Annotated in this window: 17 protein-coding genes; 13 read left to right on the top strand and 4 right to left on the bottom strand. The window is 54.7% G+C overall.

The window, feature by feature from the left end; translation table 11 throughout:
• The first annotated feature begins 144 nt into the window (after positions 1-144).
• The 12 genes from FHS18_RS23790 to FHS18_RS23735 all read left to right on the top strand — a co-directional run bounded on the left by FHS18_RS23790 (position 145) and on the right by FHS18_RS23735 (position 14,119).
• Positions 145-5,964: an S-layer homology domain-containing protein gene (locus tag FHS18_RS23790; RefSeq protein WP_183602875.1), complete on the top strand. Its 5,820-nt coding sequence runs from the start codon at positions 145-147 to the stop codon at positions 5,962-5,964.
• 90 nt (positions 5,965-6,054) lie between these two features.
• Positions 6,055-7,146, top strand: coding sequence for a DUF4430 domain-containing protein (locus FHS18_RS23785; protein ID WP_246427865.1), 1,092 nt, complete (start codon positions 6,055-6,057; stop codon positions 7,144-7,146).
• On the top strand, positions 7,146-8,039 hold the full coding sequence (locus FHS18_RS34610) for an energy-coupling factor transporter transmembrane component T (protein WP_183602874.1): 894 nt from the start codon (positions 7,146-7,148) through the stop codon (positions 8,037-8,039). The genes FHS18_RS23785 and FHS18_RS34610 overlap by 1 nt, the downstream gene beginning before the upstream one ends.
• Positions 8,012-9,700, top strand: coding sequence for an energy-coupling factor transporter ATPase (locus tag FHS18_RS23775; RefSeq protein WP_183602873.1), 1,689 nt, complete (start codon positions 8,012-8,014; stop codon positions 9,698-9,700). Before FHS18_RS34610 ends, FHS18_RS23775 begins: the two co-directional genes overlap by 28 nt.
• Before the next feature lie 17 nt (positions 9,701-9,717).
• A complete protein-coding gene (locus tag FHS18_RS23770; RefSeq protein ID WP_246427864.1) occupies positions 9,718-10,410 on the top strand; it encodes an ECF transporter S component in 693 nt (230 codons plus the stop codon).
• A gap of 43 nt (positions 10,411-10,453) precedes the next feature.
• Positions 10,454-10,717: a DUF2164 domain-containing protein gene (locus tag FHS18_RS23765; RefSeq protein ID WP_183602871.1), complete on the top strand. Its 264-nt coding sequence runs from the start codon at positions 10,454-10,456 to the stop codon at positions 10,715-10,717.
• A gap of 128 nt (positions 10,718-10,845) precedes the next feature.
• Positions 10,846-11,541, top strand: a complete 696-nt coding sequence (locus FHS18_RS23760; RefSeq protein ID WP_183602870.1) for a hypothetical protein — start codon at positions 10,846-10,848, stop codon at positions 11,539-11,541.
• Between the two features lie 25 nt (positions 11,542-11,566).
• Positions 11,567-11,839 carry a hypothetical protein gene (locus tag FHS18_RS23755; RefSeq protein ID WP_183602869.1) on the top strand — a complete coding sequence of 91 codons (273 nt, stop codon included), beginning with the start codon at positions 11,567-11,569 and terminating at the stop codon, positions 11,837-11,839.
• A gap of 63 nt (positions 11,840-11,902) precedes the next feature.
• Complete coding sequence (locus tag FHS18_RS23750; protein ID WP_183602868.1) at positions 11,903-12,532, top strand: hypothetical protein; 630 nt, start codon at positions 11,903-11,905, stop codon at positions 12,530-12,532.
• A gap of 111 nt (positions 12,533-12,643) precedes the next feature.
• Positions 12,644-13,069, top strand: a complete 426-nt coding sequence (locus FHS18_RS23745; RefSeq protein ID WP_183602867.1) for a GNAT family N-acetyltransferase — start codon at positions 12,644-12,646, stop codon at positions 13,067-13,069.
• 10 nt (positions 13,070-13,079) lie between these two features.
• Positions 13,080-13,583 (top strand): GNAT family N-acetyltransferase, encoded by a 504-nt coding sequence (locus FHS18_RS23740; protein ID WP_183602866.1) that lies wholly within the window; start codon positions 13,080-13,082, stop codon positions 13,581-13,583.
• Positions 13,584-13,597: 14 nt separating this feature from the next.
• Entirely contained in the window at positions 13,598-14,119 is a 522-nt protein-coding gene (locus FHS18_RS23735) for a hypothetical protein (protein WP_183602865.1), read from the top strand.
• 76 nt (positions 14,120-14,195) lie between these two features.
• Here FHS18_RS23735 and FHS18_RS23730 read toward each other — a convergent pair whose 3' ends face one another.
• From FHS18_RS23730 to FHS18_RS23715, 4 genes are all read right to left on the bottom strand, one after another.
• A complete protein-coding gene (locus FHS18_RS23730) occupies positions 14,196-14,888 on the bottom strand; it encodes a hypothetical protein (RefSeq protein ID WP_183602864.1) in 693 nt (230 codons plus the stop codon).
• Positions 14,889-15,020: 132 nt separating this feature from the next.
• A complete protein-coding gene (locus FHS18_RS23725; protein WP_246427863.1) occupies positions 15,021-16,034 on the bottom strand; it encodes a bifunctional glycosyltransferase family 2/GtrA family protein in 1,014 nt (337 codons plus the stop codon).
• A 34-nt stretch (positions 16,035-16,068) separates the two neighbouring features.
• Positions 16,069-17,097 (bottom strand): phosphodiester glycosidase family protein, encoded by a 1,029-nt coding sequence (locus tag FHS18_RS23720; protein ID WP_183602863.1) that lies wholly within the window; start codon positions 17,095-17,097, stop codon positions 16,069-16,071.
• A gap of 215 nt (positions 17,098-17,312) precedes the next feature.
• Positions 17,313-17,453 carry a hypothetical protein gene (locus FHS18_RS23715; RefSeq protein WP_183602862.1) on the bottom strand — a complete coding sequence of 47 codons (141 nt, stop codon included), beginning with the start codon at positions 17,451-17,453 and terminating at the stop codon, positions 17,313-17,315.
• A gap of 408 nt (positions 17,454-17,861) precedes the next feature.
• On the opposite strand from FHS18_RS23715, the gene cysC reads away from it, so the two are divergent.
• Positions 17,862-18,494, top strand: coding sequence for an adenylyl-sulfate kinase (gene cysC, locus FHS18_RS23710; RefSeq protein WP_281378844.1), 633 nt, complete (start codon positions 17,862-17,864; stop codon positions 18,492-18,494).
• The last annotated feature ends 21 nt before the right edge of the window (positions 18,495-18,515 follow it).

The raw sequence follows: 18,515 nt of genomic DNA, 5'->3' as shown, positions 1-18,515 counted from the left end.
CGTATCTGCGTGGATGAACGCATTTATTGAACATGCGGTTTGTTAGCGCATGTTTTTTTCACGAAAGCCGCCCTGGACAGGGCGGCTTTTTTTGCGCGTGCATTCATCCACTCCTACATATCAACATACGGGGAGAGTCATGCAATGAAACAACAATCAGGTTTACGGCGAAGTTCGGTAAGGTATCTGCTGACGCTGATCTTAACGTTCGCCGTGTTTATGTCAAACTTCGGTCAAGCTTATTCGGTCTATGCCGATGAGCCGGTCGAGCAAGCTGAAACGATCGCTTCGAATGAAGATGAATCCTCCGCTGCGGTCGAATCGGCGGAACAGACAGGCGCTGATCAAGCGGATTCGCAGCAAGCAGACGACAATGAAGCTGCTGCAGAGAGCGAAGAAACAAGCACGGAAGCTAACATGGACAACGAAGCTGTTGTCGAAGAAGAATCGGATATCCTGGCAGCTGCCAATGCGGACATCACCGCTGATCCACTGCTCGCAGAGGTACAAGCGGCGATCGAAGGCGCCGCTCAGAATATTCTGGGTCTGGCCAAGATCGGCGATTGGCAGGCGGTTGGACTATCGGGGGCGGACAAGCAGATCCCGAGCAACTATGTGGCAGGCCTGTATAAAACGCTCGTCAAGAATAAAGGGACATTCTCCCTTGTCACGGATTACGAACGTACCGTTATCGGCTTGACGGCAGCCCATCAGGACGCGACGAAATTCGCGGGCTATAATCTGGTCGAACAAATCTATAACAACACGAAGATGGAGAACCAAGGCCTGAACGGTTCGTTGTACGCTCTGATTGCGCTGGACAGCGGCCGGTATACGGTGCCGGAAGACGCCCTTTGGACGCGTGACAAACTGGTAGCGGCAGTCATTGCCAAGCAAAAGGCAGACGGCGGATTCGCGCTCTTCGGCACCACTAGCGACCCGGATATTACGGGCATGACGTTGACTGCGCTCGCGCCGTATACGTCACAAGCCGATGTTCAGGCCGCTGTCGATAAGGCGGTCAATTGGCTGTCCGTCAACCAGAAGGCGAACGGCGGATACTTGTCTTGGGGAACCGATGCGAGCGAGAGCGTCGCGCAAGCCATCATTGCGCTGGCCTCGCAAGGCATCGATCCAACGGAGAGCCGGTTCACGAAGAATGGCGTGAATCTCGTCCAGAAGCTGCTCTCCTTCCGCCAAGCGAACGGCACGTTCTCCCATACGCCGACCGGTACATCGAACAGCATTGCGACGGAGCAAGCGCTGCAGGCGCTGGTCGCTTATGAGTCGTATAAGACCGGCGGTAACCGGCTCTATGATTTCGGCACGCCTCAGAACTTCGGATGGCCGAGCCATTGGATTCTCGAATCGGGTTGGTCTGATACGGAATGGCAGGCTGTCGCGATTGCAAGGGCAGGCCTTGAAGTACCGGAGAGCTACTTAACCACCTTGCCTTCATTGGATTTCGTCAAGGAATATCCTGAGTATGCCTATGTGACGGATTATGAACGCATTGTCATCGCATTGTCCGCATTGCGGCAAGATGCGTCTGATTACGATGACTTCAATATCGTAGAGAACATCTATAACAGTGACAAAATGGAAGCGCAAGGCTTGAATGGTCTTGTGTTCGGTCTGATCGCGCTCGACAGCGGGGAATACACGACGCCGAACGATGCGAAGTGGAACCGCGATAAACTTCTAGCGGCGATCCTCGATAAGCAGAACGACGATGGCGGATTCACTCTGAGCACCGGAGCAAGCGATCCGGATATGACGGCAATGACGCTGACGGCGCTGGCGCCTTATATGACCCGCGCTGAAGTGAAGACGGCCGGCGAGCTTGCGGTGCAATGGCTGTCTGCTAACCAACAAGCGAACGGCGGATATCTATCCTGGGGAACAGATGCAAGCGAAAGCGTCGCCCAGGTCATTATTGCGCTGGCTTCGAACGGGATCGACCCGACAAGCGCGGCGTTCACCAAGAACGGCATTACGTTGCTCGATAAGCTGTTCGCCTTCTTCCAGCCGGACGGCGGGTTCTCGCATGTAGTAGATCCGCAAGCTGCGACCGACAACATGGCGACGGAGCAAGCGCAGCAGGCGCTAACCGCCTATGAGATGTATGTGAACGGCGACGGTCGTCTGTACCAAATGGGCAAGCCGATCCATCTGGTATCCCTGCAAGTCGAAGGACCTGAAGGACTGATTGCCGAGGGTAGTGTTGAGAGCACGAATGTGCTTGATGCCCTGGAGCAATTGCTGGGAGAGAATCAAATTCCGCTCACGGTTACGGATTCTGATTACGGCAAGTATGTCTCAGCTATCAACAATATTGCGGCAGGCAAATACGGCGGCTATGACGGATGGATGTTTGACGTATACCGCGACGGCAAGTGGAGCTTCCCTGCAGTCGGCATGGATGCTTTCGAACTGCAAAGTTCGGATAGAGTAGTTGTCTACTACACTGGCGACGATACGCAGCTGATCGAGTCGGTGCAGGTTACGCCTGCATCGCCGGAAGAAAATGAAGCCTTCACAGTCTCCGTACAGAAGACCGCTTCGATATGGAACGGAACGAGCAGTGAAATCGTCACCTCGGCAGCCGCTGGCGTCGTAGTCAAGATTGACGGCGTTACCGTAGAGACGAATGCCGAAGGCGTTGCTGCGTTCGCCAATGGCGTAGCGGAAGCCGGTACGTACACGATTGAAGTAACGGGGTATGAGACAGGCAAGGCCCCGCAAGTGGTACGAAGCACGAAGTCGCTGACTATCGCGCCTAGCGTTCCCGTCCAGGTATCGCTGCAGGTAGAAGGACCGGAAGGGCCGATCGCCGAGGGTAACGCGAACGGTGTGAACGCACTCGACGCGCTCGAGCAATTGCTCGCCGAGAATGAGATTCCGATCACCGTTACCGATTCCTCATTCGGTAAGTATGTCTCCGCCATTAATAACATTGCGGCAGGGAAATACGGCGGCTATGACGGATGGATGTTTAACGTCTACCGTGACGGACAATGGAGTTTCCCTGCGGTCGGCATGGATGCTTTTAAGCTGAAAGAAACGGATAAGATTGTCGTCTATTACACCGGCAGCGATACGCAATTAATCGAGTCGATTCAAGTTGCGCCAACTACGCCGAAAGAAGACGAAGCCTTCACGGTCTCCGTCCAGAAGATCGCTTCGGTATGGAATGGAACGAGCAGCGAGATCGTCACTTCCCCAGCCGCTGGCGTCGAAGTCAAGATTGACGGCGTTACCGTCGAGACGAATGCCGAAGGCGTTGCTACATTCGCAAATGGCGTAACAGAAGCCGGTACGTACAGCATCGAAGTAACCGACTATGAGACAGGCAAAGCTCCACATGTCGTGCGGACGACGAAGTCGCTCGCGATTGCCGAGAAACCTGCTACCAACCCGGGTAATGGCGGTGGCGGCACGACTACCGAAACCATCACGCTGTCGGTTACCGGCGATAGCCAGAAAGGCACGATCCTGGCTTCCAAGCAAGTCGTGCTCCAGGCTGGCGATACAGCGTATACGGTGCTGGCACGCGAGCTGCCAGGCAAAGTGCGCTCGGAAGGCTCCGGCTCAACGCTTTATGTTGAAGCGATCGATGATCTAGCTGAATTCGACCGTGGTGAGAAAAGCGGATGGATGTACTCGGTCAACGGGAAATTCCCGAACTATAGCGCCGGAGCTTATACGCTTAAAGCCAATGACATCGTAGCATGGCGGTATACACTGGATCTGGGGCTCGACTTAGGCGTAGATCCAAGCGATTGGGACACTTCCGGCGGCTCGTCATCCGGCGTAGGACAGTCGGTCACATCTGTGGTCAACGTCCCGCAAGATTTGAAGCAAGATTACGTCCAGAAGCTGAACGCGCAGCAGAAGGATACCGAGTTCACGCTGAATATTCCGAATGTGTCGCATAAGATCATCCTCAATGTCGAGGAGACTAAAGACGGTCTTCCTAAGCTGACCGCGAGCAAAGGAAATCTCATCTTTGCCATCGACAAAGGTACGAAGATCACATCCGGCGGCAACAGCATCGAGTTGTTCACCAGTCTGGATCGTGGGGATGAGAAGCTGCTTAGTCTCGTGAATGGCAGCTTGGCGGCTGGCGCGAACGTCGAAACGATCGGGCAAGCGTTCATCATGGGCGCTGCTGACCAATCATTCTTGTTCGACAAGACGCTGACGCTCACCATTAAAGGCGGCAAAGGTCAGGTAGCCGGATTCATCGAGGGCGGCGTCTTCACGCCAATCCAGCTGTATGCTTCTGATGAGGCAGGGAAGCAGGCCACCCAAGGCAGCGAAAAAATTACGTATGCTTACGTGGACGGCGACAATCTCATCATGAAGACGAACCACTTCACTTCGTTCGTTACCTATACGACAACGAATCAGCAAGAAACAGAGGACAGCTTCGATCTGAGTAAGCTGTACACTGATGCGGATCAAGTCTCCGCTTGGGCGAAAGACGCGATTGCGGAAGCATCGCAACAAGGATTCGTACAAGGCAGCGGCGGCAAGCTGAGTCCGAAAGCAGCCATTACGAGAGCCGAATTTACGAAGCTGATGGTCTCGGTGCTCGGTCTTCCTACGGCGTCTTCCACAAGCCGCTTCAAGGATGTACCGGCCAGCTCGTGGTTCGCTCCTTATGTGGAGGCCGCATATAAGGCTGGATTCATTACTGGCTATGACGGCCAATTCCAACCGAACGCTACGATTACCCGCGAACAAATGGCGGTCATGATCGTCCGTGCGCTTGGCCTTGATAAGGTTTCCGCAACTGGCGCAACTGTGGCGATCAGCGATCTGAAGGCGGTCTCGCCTTGGGCGCAAGCCGCTGTGCAGACGAGCGTTTCGCTTAAGTTGATGCTCGGCCAAGGGGACCGCTTCAATCCGGCTGGCGAGGTAACGCGCGAGATGGCAGCCGTCGTAGCCATGCGTTCTTACGCTTACGATGAACAGCAAGAGGCCTCGAACCCGTCTGCTCCAACGGATCAAACCGATGTTACCAAGCAGCAAACGGTACAAAAGCAAATCGCAGCAACCGCAGCTTACCTGCAAAAAACCGTTACGGCTCCAACCGTATCGACACTGGGAGGCGAATGGACCGTGCTAGGATTAGCGCGGTCTGGCCTTCAAATTCCGGATGCTTATTATGCAGCGTATTACGCGAACCTGGAGAAGACGTTGAAGGAGAGCGACGGCGTCCTGCACAGCGTGAAATACACGGAGTACGACCGTGCCATACTGGCACTCACGGCGATCGGCAAGAGCGTGACGAATGCAGCCGGGTACAATCTGCTCGAGCCGCTCGCGGATTTCGAAACGGTCACCAAGCAGGGCATTAACGGACCGATCTTCGCCCTTATCGCGCTCGACAGCAAACAATATGCGATCCCGACCGCTCTGGGAGTCAAGACGCAGACAACGCGAGAGCTGCTCATCGATTTTGTTCTGAAGCGTAAAATCGAAGCGGGCGGATGGGCGCTCGGCACGAATCCGGCAGCGGCGGATCCGGATGTAACGGCGATGGCGGTCCAAGCGCTTGCGCCTTACTACGGCACGAATCCATCCGTGAAGGCTGCTGTGGATGAAGCGCTGATCTGGCTGTCCGCCAACCAGCAAGCGGATGGCGGCTTCGTCAGCAACAAAGCGAACAATGCGGAGAGCGTTGCCCAAGTCGTGGTTGCGTTGACCAGCCTCGGGATTAACCCGCACACCGATGCCAGATTCGTGAAGAACGGGCATTCGGCCATCGATGCTTTGCTCGGCTTCGCCGCAACGGAAGGCGGATTCTATCATATCCAGGCAGGGGGAACCGACAACGGCGGTGCCGAACCTGGTACGGTTGACCTGATGGCAACGGATCAAGCGATGTATGCAATGGTCGCTTATGACCGCCTGTTGAATAAGCAGACTCGCCTGTATGACATGACAGACGTGTAAGGCACGATTGGCAAACGATCTTCATGCAAGGACAAACGGAACAAGGGCGGGAACTCCGCCCTTGTTTAGTCATATAAGGAGGTGTAACGCTTGAAGCTGACGGTCAAGCATTGGGTTGCCCTGCTTGGTATCGCGGTCGTGCTCGCGGTCGCCTTCTTCTTCGGCGGAGACAGCGGGCAAGGGCAGCGCGAATTGACGGCGACGCAGACGCAGACGGAACAAGCTGGCAGCGCGGAGAATGTTCCTGTCACATCTGAAGCGCAACAGGAACCAACAGATAAGACGAATGCAGCGAATACCCATCCAAGCCAAGCGAATACGCCTTCGGACGGAGCAGCGCAAGCGCAGGACGTACCGAATCCGGATACCAACTCGCCGACTGCAGAAGTGGGCGCGGCCCAATCTCAAGCGGATTCGACACCGGCAACGGATGGCAAGGCGCCGAAGACCGCCGGATCGAGTTCAGCGGCCAAGGATAGCAGCAAGCCAGCTAGCAAGCCGGCGACGACGGAATCGGGACCGCCGTCTGTGCCGTCTAAAGATTCGGCGAAACCAGAGGCAACGAAACCGGAACAACAGGCGACGCAACAGTCTTCGGGCGGGAAGACCGCTATCGGTTCAGGCAGCGCTTCAAGCGGCAGTCCGGACAAGGAACCGACTGTCTCAAAACCCGAGGATAAGGATAAATATCAAACGGAAGAGGTACCGGCAGGGAAACCGGAGCCGGTGGAGTGGCAGGATGCCGACGTCGACAAGAAAAAGGCGATCACCGTCACCTTAACGGTTACCTGTGCCGCGATTTTGAACAATCTGGATCAGTTCAACCCAGACAAATTGGAGGTCCTTCCTAAGGACGGCATTATCTACGCCACGCAGACCGTCACCGCTTATGAGGGAGAGAGCGTGTTCGACGTGCTGCTGCGCGAGATGAAGAAGAACAAAATTCATATGGAATTCGAGATGACTCCGCTCTATAACAGCAACTACATCGAAGGCATTAATAACATCTATGAATTCGACTGCGGCGAGCTGAGCGGGTGGATGTACAAGGTGAACGACTGGTTCCCCAATTATGGCGCCAGCCGTTACGAGCTTAAGGACGGCGATGTCATCTCGTGGATGTATACCTGCGATCTCGGCCGGGATATCGGCGGCGGACAGACGGCTGCGGAGGGAGAGTAGTGGGACGCGATTCTTTTTCCACCTATCACCCGGCCGTTAACTTCCTCTATTTCGCCGCGGTTCTTGGGTTCAGCATGTTCTTCATGCATCCGGTGCTTCAAGGCATCGCCCTATTCAGCGCAGCAGTATACTCGGTGACGCTAAGCGGCGGGAAAGCCGTTAAATTCAATGTCATCTACATGCTGCCCGCGCTGTTCATTCTGGCCGCGGTCAATCCGTTATTCAACCATGCGGGCATGACGATTCTGTTCTATCTGAAGAACGGAAATCCGGTTACGCTGGAGTCCATTGTCTATGGCATCGCGGCCGCGGCCATGCTGGTGACCGTGATGATCTGGTTCTCTTGTTACAACAAGGTGATGACGTCGGACAAATTCATCCATCTGTTCGGAAAAATAGTCCCGGCGTTATCGCTCATCTTCTCGATGGTGCTCCGCTTCGTCCCGCGATTCCGGCATCAGATTCAGGCGGTATCGCTTGCGCAGCGCAGTATCGGAAGGGATGTTACGCAAGGCAATGTGGTCCATCGCGCGCGCCATGGCCTGCGGATTCTGTCCATCATGGCAACATGGGCGATGGAGAACGCGATCGAGACCGCCGATTCCATGAAGGCGCGCGGCTACGGACTGCCCGGGCGGACGAGCTTCGCGATCTATCGTTTCGACCGAAGAGATCGGACCGTTCTTGTCCTCATGATCGTACTAATTGCGATCGTGCTTGCAGGCGCGGGGATGGGGGAGAATACGATGCGTTATTTTCCGTCCATGCGAATGAAGGAACAAACGTTGTTCAGTGGGGTTGTTTATGCGGCTTACTCCCTGTTGTGCATGCTTCCCGTTATTATTCAGCTGGTGGAGGAACTAAGGTGGAAATATATCGTATCGAGGACTTAAGCTTCGCCTTCCCCGGGAAGGAGAAGCAAGCCCTGGCGCATCTCGATCTGACGATTGCGGGCGGAGAGTTCGTCACGATCATCGGCCGGTCGGGCTGCGGCAAGAGCACGTTGCTTCGGCATCTCAAAACCGTGCTCACCCCGCACGGCGTTCGGAGCGGCGCAATCTGCTATATGGGACAGCCGCTAAGCGAGACCGATCAGCGGACGCAAGCTTCCGAGATCGGGTTCGTGCTGCAGAATCCGGACAATCAGGTCGTCACGGATAAAGTGTGGCATGAGCTGGCTTTTGGACTTGAAAGCCTGGGACTCGACCAGCAGACGATGAGGCTGCGGGTAGCCGAGATGGCGAGCTTCTTCGGCATTCAGACGTGGTTCCATAAGGAAGTGACCGAGCTGTCTGGCGGTCAGAAGCAGCTGCTGAACTTGGCTTCGATTATGGCGATGCACCCGGCTGTGCTCATTCTGGACGAACCAACCTCCCAGCTGGACCCGATTGCGGCGATGGAGTTCCTGGAGACCGTGAGCAAAATCAACCGCGAACTCGGTGTCACCGTCATTATGACCGAGCATCGGCTGGAGGAGGTGCTGCCCGTGTCGGATCGGCTGATCGTACTCGACGACGGAGCGATCATCGCCGACGGTAAGCCGCGCGAGGTAGGCGAGCAACTGCACGCGATGGGGCATTCCATGTTTGCTTCGATGCCCGCGCCGATGCGGATTTTCGCTGCAGCGCAGCATTATGACGGCAATATTCCATGCCCGCTGACGGTGAAGGAAGGCAGACAGTGGCTGGAAGATAAACGGAAGGTTACGGACATTGCCAAGGCTTCTTCGGATAAGCAGGCTAGCAGTACCGCCGAAGAGATAGCACCCGTTGTCGTCCAATTCAAGGACGTATGGTTAAAATACGAGAAGAATGGCCCAGACGTGATCAAGGATCTATCTTTCGAGGTTAGGAAGGGGCAATTCTATTGTATTGTCGGCGGCAACGGGACAGGCAAATCAACCACGCTGTCTCTGCTAAGCGGCATTCAGCGTCCTTATCGCGGTAAAGTGCTGATCGAAGGACGCAATCCATCGACGATGAAGGCGAAGGATCTCTTCCATAACCTTCTCGGCGTGCTGCCGCAAAATCCACAATCCTTATTCGTCCAGAAGACTGTCGAGTTGGACTTGCATGAAATGCTCTCGGAAACCAAGCTGACGAGCGAAGAGAAGCGAGCCAAGGTAGAGGCGGTGGCCGCCCTGGCCGAGCTAGAAAAGCTGCTTGCCATGCACCCCTACGATCTGAGCGGCGGCGAGCAGCAAAGGGCGGCGCTGGCGAAGGTGCTGCTGCTGGACCCGACGATCCTGGTGTTGGATGAACCGACCAAAGGATTGGACGGATCGTTCAAGGAAAAGCTGGGGCGTTTCCTGCAGGAGTTACAAGCCAGGGGCGTCACGATCATCATGGTATCCCATGATATTGAGTTTTGCGCAAGGTATGGGGAGGTGTGCGGGATGTTTTTCGATGGGAGCATGATCACCTCGAACGAGGCGAAGACGTTTTTCGCCGGCAATCATTTCTATACGACGTCAGCGAACCGGATGGCTCGCCGGATCTGGCCGGATGCCGTAACCGTGGAGAGTGTGATCGAACGATGCCGAAACAACCAATAACGGGTGGTCGCTTGTCCATGCGGACGCTGTTGGCGTCGCTGCTCATTCTTATCGTGATTCCGGCTACCATCGCGCTCGGCATCGTTGTCTTGGATGACCGCAACTATTATTTCATTAGCTTGCTCATTATCTTGTATACGATGATTCCGTTCGCCATGGTCTTCGAGAGCAGGAAGCCGCAGGCGAGGGAGCTCATCATTATTGCCGTCCTGACCGCGATTGCCGTCGCCGGACGTTCCGCCTTTTTCATGCTGCCGCAGTTCAAGCCGGTTCTCGCCATCGTCATCATCGCGGGCGTAAGTATGGGAGCGGAAGCCGGCTTTCTCGTCGGTGCGATGGCCGGATTCGTCTCTAACTTCTTTTTTGGGCAAGGGCCTTGGACGCCGTGGCAAATGTTCTCCTTCGGCATCATTGGTTTCCTGGCGGGCATTCTGTTCAAGAAAGGCTGGTTGAAGCGTTCGAAAGCTTTGCTGTGCGTATTCGGGGGCTTGTCTGCTATACTGATCTACGGCGGACTTATGAATCTGAGCTCGGTGACATTGTTCGCGTCCACTTTCAACAAGGAAGCGCTGCTGGCTGCCTATGCGTCCGGGATCTGGTTCGATCTGGTTCACGCAGCCGCCACCGTCATCTTCTTGTTCCTGCTCTCGCGTCCGATGCTGGAGAAGCTGGACCGGATTAAAACCAAGTATGGCCTCATTGAGCGATAGGCTGCATGCAAGTGAAGAAGACCAGGGAATGGAGTTGATCACGATGATGATGTTGAAGTTGCCGCGCGAGCAGAAGGACGTTCTGATCGAGAAGGTGCAGGCGTTTTTTCAGGAGGAGCGTTCGGAGGAGATCGGCGCTCTTGCGGCTGAGATGCTGCTCGATTACATGATTCAAGAGGTGGGGCCGACCATCTACAACCAGGCGATCCAGGATGCTTCGCGTCTCGTTAACGAGCGGATGGTCTCGATCGAGGAAGACTTACGCTCGCTGGAGAAGCGGGCGAGCTCAGCGAGATCGCGGCGATAATAGCAAGATTGGAAGAGGGGGACCGTGCTGCTGAAGGCACGGTTTTTTCTTTTTAATAGGGTGGTTGGAGACGTAGTAGATGGTATAATTTAGGGAGTTGGGCTTTGGAAAGGGGTTGGAGATTCGGATTGAGATGGTTTGCGATTCTTGTTGCTTCAGTCATCGGCATATTCGCTGCATTCTTCCTGACGAGCTTCCTTCCTTGGTCGCTTAGCATCCATGAAACGCAGAAGTCCGCCACAGATAGAAGCTATATGTTGTTCCGAGAGAGCTTCGGATTATCTCAAGACCCTGCTCATCTGCGTCTGGCGCAGGCCGAGAGTAAGTGTAACGATTCCATCGACCGGTATGCTGTACCGATGACGAGTGTAGAGATCCGACTCGTTCAGGCGCGTCAAATGTCAGTTCAGACGCTGAAGTCTCAGATGTCCAAACTGATGGAGCAATCTGATCTGCAGGCGGCATACGCGGGAACGTATGTGAATAACAAAATAGGCGGGCTGCACGTGGGGTTCGTGGATGATGAAGCTGGGACAATACGCAATAAAGTGAAGCTTGTGATTCCTTCCGAACGTCTCATGGTGTGGCAGGCGGATTACACGCTGGCAGAGCTGGAAGCCAAGGTAGAGTGGATGAATGAGCATCTTGACCAGTTGCGAGAAGAGGGATTCTCAATCAGCGGCTACAGTATTGATGTGAAATTGAACCGAATCGAGGTCACGGCACCGACGGAGAAAGAAAACGAACGTAACAAAAAGGTACTGAGTCGTTATTTAAGCGAGGATTATGTGGTGTATGGTTTGATGCCCAGGTTTTCACCATGAAGAAGTCTTGAAGGAGGGGAAGCATTTGAACAGAGTGATGTTCATACTCAAATTGTTCGCGAGAGAGCCGTTATGGTATCAAGTTCTCATCGTGGCTGCCTTGCTGGTCTCGATACTATTCAGCAGCTCTTTTTTCGCGGAGGGCTATTATCCAAGCCTATCCAAATTAGCGGCGGCCGTTTTCTTCGTTGCGGTAGGGTTCAAGCTGCGACAGAATAGAACGGTAGCCGGTGTGTTTCTAGTTGTCACGGTTCTCTGTTTATATCTGAGCTGGCAATCGTACGTGGAGGTAATGTAACTTTTCACCACCTAACAACGTCTGTAATAGATCTGGATAGCTAGCGGCGTTAGGAGGAATGACATGCGACGAATGCTAGGTTTGTTGATGATATTATGTTTGGCCTTAACCGGATGCGCGGATGAAGAGAATCAACCTGAGCCAGACAGCAAAGCGGAATCGGCCAAGATTACGCTTACCCCGGTCGACCCATTCGAAGGGGAAGCGGCTAAACTTAAAAATTTTCTCGGTACGATGACGGGAGGCTTCAAGCTGCGTTACGAAGGTGACGGCAAGCCTAATGCCACTCTGAATCTGGATCTCTGGGAGAACGGGAAGAAGGTCGGCTCGTTTGGTTCCATCATGGACGTATTTTTCGACCCGGGGGATCCGGACAATCGAGAGGTCGAGATCATCATGTCGATTGATTCGGTTCCAGCCGCAGCGCAAGGCGGGGTGGATTCGATAAAAGTCGGCATCGTACATGATTCGGGAACGGGCGTATCTACCTTTACTCGCCCTGTAGATCCCAAGCTGACCGCCCGAGGCTTAATCCATTATTCGGAGCCGGTCACCTTGACTGCGACTGGTGATGTTCCGGTCTGGGGCATGCACGCAACGAGTACGAACTCGATTCGGAGCGGCGATTTCACGCAGGAAGCGTTAAGCGGGATGGAATGGGGAATGATTGCGACGCTGCGCTTCGATGAGTAACGCGTTACCTTCAGGACGAACTGGTTTACTCTTTTCCGAACGAATTGGACCTTTTCAATTGTCGGCGCTTGGCCTACATTAGAGGAAAACCTGATCAGGGAGAGGCCCAAAATGAAATTATTACTTGCGAAGTCCGATGAAGAGATCCGCTCAACGTTTCCTATTATGAAACAGCTAAGACCGCATTTGTCCGAGGAGCATTACGTGAGCCGCATCAAGCATATGCAAGAACAGTATGGCTACCAGCTGCTCGTGCTCGTGGATGAGGCGCAAGTGAAAGCTTGCTCGGGCTACAAGATCGGCGAGTCATTGGCATGGGGCAAATATCTCTATGTGGACGATCTGATCACCGATCAGGAAAGTCGTTCCCGAGGCTATGCGAACCAACTGTTCGATTGGTTGGAGACGGAGGCGCAGCGGCAGGAATGCAACGGTCTGCATTTGGATTCCGGCGTTCAGCGTCACGATGCGCACCGTTTCTATCTCAAGCAGAAGATGAAGATCGCGGCTTACCATTTTGACAAAGCTTACGATTAGGAGGAACGGCATGCATATTCGCGTATTGAACGAGGACGATGCTGCGGCTTACCGGGCATTGCGGCTGGAGGCTTTAACCGTCAGTCCGGAAGCGTTCGGATCGACCTATGAACGGGAAGCGGCATTCGCCATCGAGACGTTCGCGGAGCGGGTAAAGCCAGCCGAAGGTAAAATCGCGTTAGGCGGGTTCAATGTGCAAGGCGAGTTGTCCGGTATTGTGACCTTGGTGCGGGAGAACGGTCCGAAGGCACTGCACAAAGCGAATATATATGGGATGTACGTTGCTCCTTCAACCCGAGGCACGGGTCTTGGCAAGTCGCTGCTGACAGAGCTGATCCATAGAGCCCGCCAGTTCGAGGGGCTGGAACGAATCAACCTTACGGTCGTCGTCGGCAACGAAGCCGCGAAGAGGCTGTATATGTCCCTTGGTTTCGAAGTGTACGGCTTGGAGCGCCATGCATTAAAGGTGAACGACGCGTATTATGATGAGGAGCTTATGGTGCTGCGACTGTAGTTTGGAGGAAGGACTTGCGGGTAAGCGTATTTTTGGAACAGAAGAGCTACAAGATCAGCGAATGGGAGGATGCGCCTCCGCTCGTCCGATCATTGATGGAGCGCGCGGTGATTACGGTTCAACCGGGACATAATCGGAATCATGCCGTCATTCAGCTCCACTACGGCCAATCCGGATCGATCCGGTTCCTGGTGCGGGATCTGCATCAAGAACGATCACCGCTGCTTCAGCCGATGGAGGAGAGCGTGATCAAGGATTACGATCAAGAGGGTTTTGATTATTGGGATCGCATCCCTCCCTTCGGAGTGGTGGAACTGTATAAGATCGAGCTTACGTACGGGACGCAGGTATCGACCGAGGAGCTGGAGTGGATGTTTCGACTCAGCACTAATTTTCTGATCGAGCAGTTCATGATGTTTGTGTTCGCCGAGCGCACGGCGGCCAATGTCGCACCGTATATGAAGCTTGCTCTATCGTACAATGCCCGGCAATTTACATACCAAGGCGAATGTTATTATCGTGATAAAAGTTTCTAACCTCATTCGATGAGCTGCTGTTTCCCGACAGTGACAAAGGCTGCCGATCCCGTAGGATCCGCAGCCTTTGCTCTACCTATTCCGATACTTCCTCCGCTGCCTCGACAACCGCATAATCCGCCGACGTATGCGCGAACAGCTCCTGAACCGGCTTGAAATACAGATGACCGTCCGGCCATGGTTGAAAATGGAGATCCATCCGGCTGTCGCTCCAATTCACAGGCGTGCTATTGGTCGCGAGCTTCTTCGGCAGTATCGGCTCTTCGACGACGGCGGGGAATTCCTGGTAGCCGAACAGCACATTCTCATGCATGGCGATGATCTCGTACTTGGGACCGAGGAACGCCCGCTCCTCCTGAAGCTGATAATGGTAATAAATATAACTGGCCGCCATCTCGGGCTTCAGATGGGCGACGCGTCCAGCCCGCCGTTCGACCGGCTGCTTCCGCTGCCAATGCGATATGGAGGCCGGATCATTGAAATGGAACACGTCGATCATCGGGATCCAGCTTCTCGGCTCCGCCTGTCCCGGCCATTCTGCCAGATATCCGGTTAACTCGGGAATCACTTGCTCGGGCGCCAGCACGTCATCTACGCATTCATAATAGAGAAAGACTTGTCTCTCCCACCGATAGCAGGCGATGACAAGCACAGCGCCTTGCTCGGCCAGAAGCCGCGGCGTTGCCGCCATCTGGGCTGCTTGTTCTCCCTCTAACATAGACGCCGCTCTTAGTTCACCGCGAGCCAATACTCGTATAATCTCCGGCATGATAGACGCTCCCCTCGATTGCAATTGTCAGCCCTATTATAAGCCGTAAGCAGGCAGGGGAGCGCGACCTGCGAACAAGACGCCGGATTTTTGCCGATTCTTCACGGATTTTCAAAAGCGTGGCGGCAAACGTTAGAAGATAAATTTGCGCTGCGACCAGAAGCTAAACACGAACAGGACGCCTTCGGTCAGCAGCTTCGCGATGACGAGCGGCATGCCGATGCTCTCGTGGAACAGGTACATCAGACCGTAGTTGAACATGAGGATCAGCACGACGAGCGCAAAATACTTCGGCGCGGACGAGAAGATCGTCGTCTTTTGCTGCTTGCCGAACACGAAGTTCCGATTCATCGTGTAGTTGAACAGCGAGCTTGCGACACGCGCGCCGAAGACGGAGAAGAGCAGGCTGCCGGTCATCATCTGCAGCAGCATGACCAACACGAAATCGAGCACGCCCGAGAGTAGCGACGAGGAGCAGAATTTCACGATCGGCGCATACACCTTGGCTGAATCCGCGATCGGGCGGAAATGCGACGATTTGTTATTCTCCAGATACACCGTATCGATCGGCACTTCATGGAGTTTATAGCCTTCATCTTGCGCATGGAGCAGCATGTTCATCTCATATTCGAAACGTTCGCCGGGGATCCGGCACAGCCAGTCCAGCATTTTCGACGAGAAGCCGCGAAGGCCGGTCTGCGTATCCTGTATGCGCCGTCCGGTCGTGACCGCATAGATCATTCGCGTGGCGCTGTTGCCGAATCGGCTCCGCAGCGGCACCTTGCCGGTGAAGTGCCGGCATCCGAGCACGATCCCGTCTTCATGAGACGCGACCGCATCGGCGATGCGCATAATATCCGTCGGCAGATGCTGGCCGTCGCTGTCCGCGCATACGACGCCATCTCTGTCGCCTTGTTCTTTGAGGTAGGTGAATCCGGTCTTAAGCGCGCGGCCCTTGCCGAGATTGGTAGTATGGGTAAGCACGGTGCAGCCGGCATCCCGGGCGGAGTTGAAGATATCGCGGTACGCCTCGCCGCTGCCGTCGTCGACAACGACGATCTTCGTGCTGCATGCCGCCTTGAGGTTGGCAATAAGCGAAAGCAGTCTGTGGTCAGGTTCATAAGCTGGAATCAATACGGTCATCATGTTCTGCCTCCTTGATTTTCATGTCGTATGCCGACTATTCGGCGATATAGATAATGTCGCTGACGCCGCGTTCTTGGCCTTTGCTGCCCGGGCTGTTGACGACGCGGCCGTTGAAATACATCGTGGACGATCCGCCGCCATCGAGATTGTACGCTTCCGTCGCGCCCAAGTCCTCGAACAGCTGAGCGAACTCGTTCAGCGTCATGCCTCGGCTGTAACCTTCCTGTCGCCCGTCCACGACGACGAATACGTAATGGTTCGGCGAGATGACGCCGATGCCCGTACGCGGATTGGCTTCGTCGATCGAGCGGTTGCCGAAGTTCGAATCAATACTGACGTTGTCAAAATTCGTAATCGCCACGCCGTCGTTCACGAGGATCGGTCCGAACGAGAATGTGTTCGTCACGCCTTGGGCGACTAATTCCTCTGTCGAAGTCTCTTCCTCGTTGTAGGACTCCATCGTGCCATCGTTGAACAAGGCAACCCCGTCGCGCGCCGGTTCGTCGCGATACACCGTGCCGTTGCGGATGACGACGCCGTCGCTGCGGAAGCCGTAATAGTCGCCGTTAATGGCGAAGATCGCGTTGTTCGCGGAGGCGATATCCGACGTATCTTCGGTAATATTGCGGCCGAAGGCATTGTCCGCGAAGGCCGTCAGCAGATTGGCCGCGCTTTGCAGCTGCACATCCGCGACATAGTAGGTGATCGTATCGTCGCCGCTTCCGGTCTGTACTTGCTGAATGGCGATCTTGACGCCGTCGCTCGAGTAATTCCAGTCATCGACGGTTGCGGTGCTCGACGTTCCGGCAGCGGCAGTAGTAGAGTCCGTGCTCGAAGCCGATGTTGAGGTGGCGCCGGTCGTCGACGTTGCAGCAGTCGAAGCCGAGCTTGTGGCGGTAGCCGCTGAGCTGAGCGCCGTAGTCGGCTGCTCCACGATGACTTCTACATGCTCGATCAAGTACCGGTCTGCCAACCCGTACAGGATGGCGCCGACGGTCGTAAGGGAAATCGTCAAGCCGATAATCAGCTTGCGGCGCGTTTTCTTTTTCTTCGGTTCGTTCATATGGGGTCACTCCTTATGTCGTTTGTTGGTGATAGCTATACAATAGGCGGTCTAACTTAAACGAAACTTAAATGGCCTGTTACGGTTGCTGAAAGTTAACTGAACGCGGGGACGCGGAGTGGATCCGAGGGGGGAAACAAAACAGGCCTCTCCCGGGATGGAGAAGCCTGTTCATGAATGATTTATCGTTCGCTCGAAACGTGGAGCAATCTCTTCTATCTGCCGCGGCGCTTGATACGCCCACCTCCGCCTTGAACGTCTGCCTGTTCTTCTTCCGACAGTTCTTGCTCAAGATCTTGAAGTTCGATTTCCTCTTCCTGCTGCTTGTCCTGCTCTGGATGCTGATTCTCGGCCATACCACACCTCCGTCAATGATTAGGTCCATTGTACGATGAACGCAAGAGCAAGTGAATCACCCGATTGGGGGATGAAGAGGATGAGCCTGGATTTTCGATTCAAGGCCGATTCGTAGTCATTGTTAATGGTGTTAAATGTAACGAATGGAAAAATATTGTTGACGTCTTGCGCGATGGCCTTATACAATTACGAATATGTGAAAGGCGGTGAAGGGAGGCATGTTCATGACGGCGATTAACGTATCCTTACGAATTGAATACGGCATGAACGGCATCAGTTGCGGGCAAACGGCAGGCTGGCGTTCATCATGCCAACGCTGCCATGAACATCCCCCTTCGCTACGGGCGCGCATCAAGGGCTGATGGCGTAATCTCATTACGCTGCCGCTCTTCATCGATAAGCCGTGGATGGACATTCGTTCATTCACGGCTTTTTGTGCGTCTTCGGGCCGCCATTCGTTCGCATGGAGAGGAGGTAAGACGGTGAAAGAACTTCGCATGGTAGACGCTGATGGTCATCGCGGCTGCGTCATGTGGTTAACCGGGCTGCCTGGCGCCGGCAAAACGACGATCTGTCGGCAAACGGAGCGGGAATTAGGTCGCTTAGGCATTCGGTCGGTTACTCTCGACGGCGATCAGCTTAGACAGGGGCTCTGCCGCGATCTTGGCTACTCCGAGCAGGATCGCCAAGAGAATCTTCGGCGTGCGGCAGAGGTGGCTGCAATGTTCGCGGCAGCGGGTTTTGTCGTGCTGGTGGCCATGATTTCGCCGATGCGGCAGGCGCGAGATCAAATCCGGCAGCGCTTACAGGATGACGGGTTCGCCGAGATCTACGTGGATTGCCCGCTTGCGTTATGTGAGCAGCGGGACCCCAAAGGGCTGTACCGGAAGGCTCGAAGCGGCGAAGTCCGCGATTTTACCGGCATCGACGCGGTCTATGAGCAGCCGCTTAACGCAGACCTGACGCTGAAGACCGGGCATCAATCGATCGAAGTTAGTACCGAAGAATTCGTGGCATTCGTTATTCGTCATCTTACGTAACCGAAGGAGAAAGCGAGGGAT

The organism is Paenibacillus phyllosphaerae, assembly GCF_014192105.1.
Classification (GTDB): domain Bacteria; phylum Bacillota; class Bacilli; order Paenibacillales; family Paenibacillaceae; genus Paenibacillus_Z; species Paenibacillus_Z phyllosphaerae.
This window is presented reverse-complemented; position numbering and strand designations above follow the sequence as displayed.